The organism is Sinomonas sp. (assembly GCF_036848755.1).
Taxonomy (GTDB): domain Bacteria; phylum Actinomycetota; class Actinomycetes; order Actinomycetales; family Micrococcaceae; genus Sinomonas.
Window position 1 is genome coordinate 1 of sequence record NZ_DAIUJO010000169.1, and the last position, 5,683, is coordinate 5,683.

At 70.4% G+C, this 5,683-nt stretch carries 5 protein-coding genes and 2 pseudogenes; 4 read left to right on the forward strand and 3 right to left on the reverse strand.

All coding sequences use genetic code 11. The features are described 5' to 3' along the window. A pseudogene (locus tag V7053_RS17590) lies at window positions 1-423 on the forward strand (helix-turn-helix domain-containing protein); the annotation flags it as partial. 85 nt (window positions 424-508) lie between these two features. On the opposite strand, the gene V7053_RS17595 reads toward V7053_RS17590, so the two are convergent. Beyond that, on the reverse strand, window positions 509-1,450 hold the full coding sequence (locus tag V7053_RS17595; protein ID WP_334173559.1) for a phosphoribosylaminoimidazolesuccinocarboxamide synthase: 942 nt from the start codon (window positions 1,448-1,450) through the stop codon (window positions 509-511). Beyond that, window positions 1,450-2,748: a phosphoribosylamine--glycine ligase gene (gene purD, locus V7053_RS17600; RefSeq protein WP_334173560.1), complete on the reverse strand. Its 1,299-nt coding sequence runs from the start codon at window positions 2,746-2,748 to the stop codon at window positions 1,450-1,452. The genes V7053_RS17595 and purD overlap by 1 nt, the downstream gene beginning before the upstream one ends. Before the next feature lie 82 nt (window positions 2,749-2,830). Here purD and V7053_RS17605 point away from each other — a divergent pair, with 82 nt between their 5' ends. Continuing rightward, on the forward strand, window positions 2,831-3,847 hold the full coding sequence (locus tag V7053_RS17605; protein ID WP_334173561.1) for an asparaginase: 1,017 nt from the start codon (window positions 2,831-2,833) through the stop codon (window positions 3,845-3,847). A 92-nt stretch (window positions 3,848-3,939) separates the two neighbouring features. Continuing rightward, window positions 3,940-4,329: a sterol carrier family protein gene (locus V7053_RS17610; RefSeq protein WP_334173562.1), complete on the forward strand. Its 390-nt coding sequence runs from the start codon at window positions 3,940-3,942 to the stop codon at window positions 4,327-4,329. A gap of 2 nt (window positions 4,330-4,331) precedes the next feature. Here the strand turns inward: V7053_RS17610 and V7053_RS17615 are convergent, their stop codons facing one another. After that, window positions 4,332-5,087 carry an SDR family oxidoreductase gene (locus V7053_RS17615; RefSeq protein ID WP_334173563.1) on the reverse strand — a complete coding sequence of 252 codons (756 nt, stop codon included), beginning with the start codon at window positions 5,085-5,087 and terminating at the stop codon, window positions 4,332-4,334. 184 nt (window positions 5,088-5,271) lie between these two features. Here V7053_RS17615 and V7053_RS17620 point away from each other — a divergent pair. Then, window positions 5,272-5,683 (forward strand): annotated as a pseudogene (locus V7053_RS17620) (pyruvate dehydrogenase (acetyl-transferring), homodimeric type); the annotation flags it as partial.

Sequence of the window (5,683 nt, forward strand, 5' to 3'; positions counted from 1 at the left end):
TTCAACAAGGCCTCGGCCGCGGTCCGCCTCTCGGGCGGAATCGTCGAGCCGGAGACTCTCGCCGCGATCGAACGCGCAGAACTCGCCCTCTCGATCGTGGGCGGCTCCCGGCCGGAGCAGCTCGAGGTCGCGTTCATCCGCGCGCGGTGGCTCTACCTCAACGGCCAGATCCCCGAGGCCATTGAGCGGCTCAAGGAGATCCACGCCGAGAAGACGGTCCTGGGCCGCCACACGGCAGGCGAGGTCGCGCTGCTGTACGGCCGGGCCCTCAAGGCGCTCGGGCGCAACGACGAGGCGCTCGAGCTCCTCAAGGATGCCCGCGAGCAGTTCAGCTATGCGGGAGCGTCCGAGAAGGTCCAGCAGACCATGGATGCAATCCTTGAGATCCGGCTCGCGCAGCGGCGGGCCGGCGAGCCCGACTAGGCGCGCCCAAGGCTCCGTGCCCCCGCACCGGCTGGCCGCCGCCCAACCGGTGCGGGGCCACCGGTGCGCGGCCACCGGTGCGTGATCAGGCGTCGAAGCGACGGCCTGTGAGCCGCTCGTACGCCTCCACGTACCGCGCCCGGGTGCGTTCGACGACGTCGGCCGGCAGCGCCGGGGGCTTCTCGCCCGAATGCCGGTCCCATCCGGACTCCGCGGACGTGAGCCAGTCGCGGACGAACTGCTTGTCGAACGAGGGCTGCGCCCTGCCCGGCTCCCACGTTGCCGCGTCCCAGAACCTCGACGAGTCGGGGGTCAGCACCTCGTCGCCGAGCGTGATGTTGCCGGTCACGGGATCCACGCCGAATTCGACCTTCGTGTCGGCGAGGATGATGCCGCGCTCGCGCGCGATCCGCTCCGCCTCGCGGTACACCTCGAGGGTCAGCCCGCGGAGCTGTGCCGCGGCGTCGTCGCCCACCATCCCGGTGACGTCCTCGTACGTGATGTTCTCGTCGTGCTCCCCGATCTCGGCCTTGGCCGAGGGCGTGAAGATCGCCTCCGGGAGGCGCGAACCGTCCACGAGGCCCGCGGGCAGCGGGATCTCGCACACCGTGCCGTGCTCGCGGTACTCCGCGAGGCCCGAGCCGGTGAGGTAGCCGCGGGCGATGCACTCGACCGGGTACATCTCGAGGCGTCGGCAGATCATGGCGCGTCCCACGACTTCGGCGGGAACGCCGTCGTCGACCGTTGAGCCGACCACGTGGTTCGGCACGTTGAGCTGCTCGAACCACCAGAGGCTGAGCTGGGTGAGGACCCGGCCCTTGTCGGGAATGGTGCTCGAGAGGACGTAGTCGTAGGCGCTGATGCGGTCGCTCGCGACGACGAGGACCACGTCGTCCGGACCGTCGACCGGTTCGTACAGATCGCGGACCTTGCCGGAATAGATGTGCCGCCAGCCCTCGAGCTGCTGAGCGTCGGCGTCGTAGCCGCGCCTCGTCTCGGCCGGGCTCGTCGCTTCGGAATCGGCCATCACACGCCTGCCTTCCCGGCCCGCTCCGGGACCCTGATCTCGCCGCGGGCGGCCTTCGCCGCGATGTCCTTGCGGTACTGGCCGCCGTCGAGCCGGATGAGGCCGATCCCCTCGTAGGCGCGCTCCCGCGCCTCCTGGAGATCCTCGCCGAGCGCGACGACCGCGAGCACGCGCCCTCCCGCGCTCACGACGTTGCCCTCGTCGTCGACCTTCGTGCCAGCGTGCAGGACGTGGACCCCGTTGACCGCTGCGGCCTTCTTCAGGCCGCGGATCCGGTCACCGGTGCGAGGCGTGTCCGGGTAGTTCTCGGAGGCGAGGACGACGGCCACCGCGCTCTCGGGCGACCAGCGCAGCCCCTGCGCGTCGGCGAGCTGGCCCTTCGCCGCCGCAAGCAGGACCCCGCCGAGCGGCGTCTTGAGACGAGCGAGCACCGCCTGCGTCTCCGGGTCGCCGAAGCGGGCGTTGAACTCGATCACGCGGGTACCGCGGGACGTGAGGGCGAGGCCGCAGTAGAGGACCCCGACGAACGGGGTGCCCCGCTTGGCCATCTCGTCGACTGTCGGCTGGGCGATCCGCCGGACGACCTCGTCCACGAGGCCCTCCGGCGCCCAGTCGAGCGGCGTGTAGGCGCCCATTCCGCCCGTGTTGGGGCCCTCATCGTTGTCGTAGATGCGCTTGAAGTCCTGGGCCGGAGAGAGCGGGACCACGGTCTGGCCGTCGCTCAGGACGAAGAGCGAGACCTCGGGGCCATCGAGGAACTCCTCGATCACCACCGAGCCTCCGGCCTCGAAGCACGCCCGAGCGTGGGCGAGGGCCTCGTCCCGGTCCTCGGTCACGACGACGCCCTTGCCCGCCGCGAGCCCGTCGTCCTTGACCACGAACGGCGCGCCGAACGCGTCAAGCGCGTCCGCGGCCTCCGCCGCCGTCGTCGCGACCCGCGCCATCGCCGTCGGGACGCCGGCCTCGGCCATGACCTGCTTCGCGAAAGCCTTGGACGCCTCGAGCTGGGCGGCTTCCTTGCTCGGACCGAACACGGGGATTCCCACCGCTCGCACCGCGTCCGATACCCCCGCGGCAAGCGGCGCCTCGGGGCCGACGACGACGAGGTCGACGTCGAGCTTCTGCGCGAGCTCCGTGACGGCCCCCGGATCGTTGGCGTTGATCGGGTGAGTCGGCACGACCTTGGCGATGCCCGCGTTGCCCGGAGCCGCATGCACTTCAGTCACGGCGGGATCGGCGAGGAGGGAACGGACAAGAGCGTGTTCGCGGCCGCCTGGGCCGATCACGAGAACCTTCACCCGACAAGGGTATCCGGCGTCCCGAAGCCCATGCACAGCGAGCCCTCCCATGACGGCCGTTCTGCCCGCATAGACTTCGCTCATGGCCTCCCATGCAACCTTCACGGCGGATGACGCCGTGGAACTCGCTGTGATCGAACGCAGCGGATTCGTCGAGTCCCGGCACGTCGGCTCCGCCGTGGTGATTGCCGGCGACGGTACGGTCGTGACCGCGCTGGGAGACATCACGACGCCCGTCTTCGCTCGCTCCGCCCTCAAGCCGTTCCAAGCCCTCGCCTCGATGCGGAGCGGCGTTCCACTGCGGGGAGCCCAGGTCGCGCTCGCGTGCGCCTCGCACGTCGGCTCCCTCGACCACATGGACGTCGTCGAAGGCATGCTCAAGGCCGGAGGGCTCCGCGAGGCCGACCTCCTGTGCCCGCCTGACTGGCCGAAGGACGAGGAGGCGCGCGCGTGGCTTGTGCGCTCTGAAAGGGGCCGTCGGCGCCTCGCGCACAACTGCTCGGGCAAGCACGCGGCGTTCCTCTGGGCCTGCACCGTCAACGGGTGGGACCGGAAGAGCTACCTCGAGCCGAACCACCCCCTGCAGCAGCGTGTTCGCGAGACGGTCGAGGAGTACACCGAGGAGAGGATCGCCCATCTCGGCATTGACGGCTGCGGAGCGCCTGTAGCGGCCGTCTCCCTCACCGGCCTCGCCCGTGCGTTCTCGCGCCTCGCGAAGGCACCGGGCGCGCGCGACGCGGCCGGGGACGCGCGCGCGGCCACGATCGCGACGTCGATGCTCGACTACCCCTGGGCGGTACAGGGCCGTGGGCGTGAGAACACGGTGGTCATGGAGGAGCTGGAGATTATCGCGAAGATCGGGGCCGAGGGGGTCCTGGTGCTCGCCACACCGCAAGGGGCCACCGCGGCGGTCAAGGTCCTCGACGGGAACGTCCGCGCGACGACGCTCGTCGGGCTCACGATGCTCGCGGCCGCCGACGCCGTCGACGTCCCCGACGTGGCCCGCGTCCTCGAGACGGTCGTCGCGCCCGTCATGGGCGGAGGCCGCCCGGTGGGGCGGATCCGCCTCGGGCGCGCGGTGTCCGCCCTCTTGGGCTAGCCGCTTCCCCGCTGGCCGCCCGCCGCCCACTGCCTCGCCGCTTGGCTGGTTGTTCCTTCCCCACCGGCCCAGAACGACAGGAAGGACGAAGAGTGCCCCCGAGAAGAAGAATCGCGGCCGACGACGGGCGGGCAGCAATCGCTGCGTGGCTCGCTGCGCGGGCGGAGACAGGCGCGGGCGAGGAGGCCGCCTCCGTGCCACGGTCGGTGCTTGCCACAGCCGTCCGGTTCACCCTCGAGGAGCTCGCCACCCGCGCCCCGGGCAACTCGGTCGAGGTGCGCGTGCCACCGTTCGGGGTGGCCCAGTGCATCGAAGGGCCCCGGCACACGCGCGGCACGCCGCCCAACGTCGTCGAGTCGGACGCCGAGACCTGGCTCGCCGTCGCGACCGGCCGGATGGCGTGGGCGGACGCGCTCGGAGCCGGGAAGCTCAGCGCTTCAGGGACCCGCACGGACTTGAGCGAGTTACTGCCGCTCGCGTGAGGCTACCCCCGCCCCACGAGGGGCATGCCCGACGCCGTGATGAGCATCGAGCCGACGGTCGCGGACGGGGGCAGGGACGCCATGAGGAAGACGGCGTTCGCCGCCTCTTCCACGGGGAAGGTCGGCTCGGCGCGGCGGGACCCGTCGGCCTGGAGCGCCCCCTGGCTGACGCCCAGCGTGTCCATGATCTCGGTGCGCGTGTTCCCGATGTCGATCTGCCCGCACGTGATTCCGTACGGCCGGCCGTCGAGTTCGATGCTTTTCGTGAGGCCGGTGATGGCGTGCTTCGTCGCAGTGTAGGCGACCGACTTCGGGCGCGGGCTGTGGGCCGAGACCGAGCCATTGTTGATGATGCGGCCGCCCTGCGGCCGTTGCGCCTTCATGGCACGGAAGGCGGCGGCCGCGCACAGGAAGCTGCCCGTGAGGTTGACCGCGACGACCTCATCCCAGTCGTCGGGCGAAATCTCCCCGACGTCGCCGCTCGGGCCGAACCTGCCAGCGTTGTTGAAGAGCACATCGACCCGCCCCCAGCGATCCCTGACCTGGGCGAAGAGGCGCTCGACGGCGTCGGCCGAGGCGACGTCCGCGACGACGGGAAGCGCGGACTCGCGGCTCCCCGCCGCAGTTGCCTCGAGCGGCTCACGACGGCGCCCCGCGAGAGCCACGTTCCACCCCTCTTCGAGGAGCTTCCGAGCCACTGCGCGCCCGATCCCCGAACCGGCTCCCGTGACGACGGCGACCTTCTGGCTCTCGTTCATACAGCCTCCTTGAGGGAAGTGAGCTTGACGCACATCACGCCCACGCGTCACTCTTAATCCACATTGCAATAAATCGTTTCCATTATACGGAATGAAGGAAGCGATGCAGCCCAAGCCATCCGCGGGGATAACGACGTCCCCCGGACGAGCGCGCGCAACCCCGCGCGCAGGAAAGAGGTTCGACGTGTTGACTGGAGAGCATACCCAGCATCTTTTCAGCGGGCTCGGTGCCCACCTTCCCGACCATGATCCCGAGGAGACGGCCGAGTGGATCGAGTCCTTCGACTCGCTCGTGCAGGAACGCGGCACCGAGCGGGCGCAGTTCGTGGTCCAGAACATCCTCCGGCGGGCCGGCGCGCAGAGCGTCGGCGTCCCGTTGGTGACGACGACCGACTACGTCAATACCATCCCCGCCGACCAAGAGCCGCCATACCCCGGAGATGAGGAGACGGAGCGGCGTTACCGTGCGTGGATGCGCTGGAACGCTGCAATCATGGTGCACCGTGCCCAGCGTCCCGGGGTGGGCGTGGGCGGCCATATCTCGACCTACGCGGGCGCCGCGACGCTCTACGAGGTCGGCTTCAACCACTTCTTCC

What these genes read in the sequence shown, in the direction of transcription:
- V7053_RS17615 (WP_334173563.1), bottom strand. Translation starts at nt 5,087, where the DNA reads ATGAACGAGAGCCAGAAGGTCGCCGTCGTCACGGGAGCCGGTTCGGGG.
- V7053_RS17595 (WP_334173559.1), bottom strand. Translation starts at nt 1,450, where the DNA reads ATGGCCGATTCCGAAGCGACGAGCCCGGCCGAGACGAGGCGCGGCTAC.
- V7053_RS17605 (WP_334173561.1), top strand. Translation starts at nt 2,831, where the DNA reads ATGGCCTCCCATGCAACCTTCACGGCGGATGACGCCGTGGAACTCGCT.